This is a genomic window from Kitasatospora phosalacinea (assembly GCF_030268885.1).
GTDB lineage: Bacteria > Actinomycetota > Actinomycetes > Streptomycetales > Streptomycetaceae > Kitasatospora > Kitasatospora phosalacinea_C.
Window position 1 is genome coordinate 1 of sequence record NZ_BSSA01000167.1, and the last position, 233, is coordinate 233.

A 233-nucleotide genomic window follows, 5' to 3' on the forward strand; every position below is an offset into this window, starting at 1 on the left:
GTAGTAGGTGAGCGATGGGGTGACGCAGGAAGGTAGTCCAGCCCGGGCGGTGGTTGTCCCGGGGTAAGGGTGTAGGACGTTGCGTAGGCAAATCCGCGCGACACTAAGTCTGAGACCTGATGCCGAGCCGATTGTGGTGAAGTGGATGATCCTATGCTGTCGAGAAAAGCCTCTAGCGAGTTTCATGGCGGCCCGTACCCTAAACCGACTCAGGTGGTCTGGTAGAGAATACC

The 233-nt window shown here is 57.5% G+C and carries 1 rRNA gene; it reads left to right on the forward strand.

Going from position 1 to position 233, the window contains the following annotated elements:
• Positions 1–233, forward strand: a 23S ribosomal RNA gene (locus tag QSK52_RS39405); the annotation flags it as partial.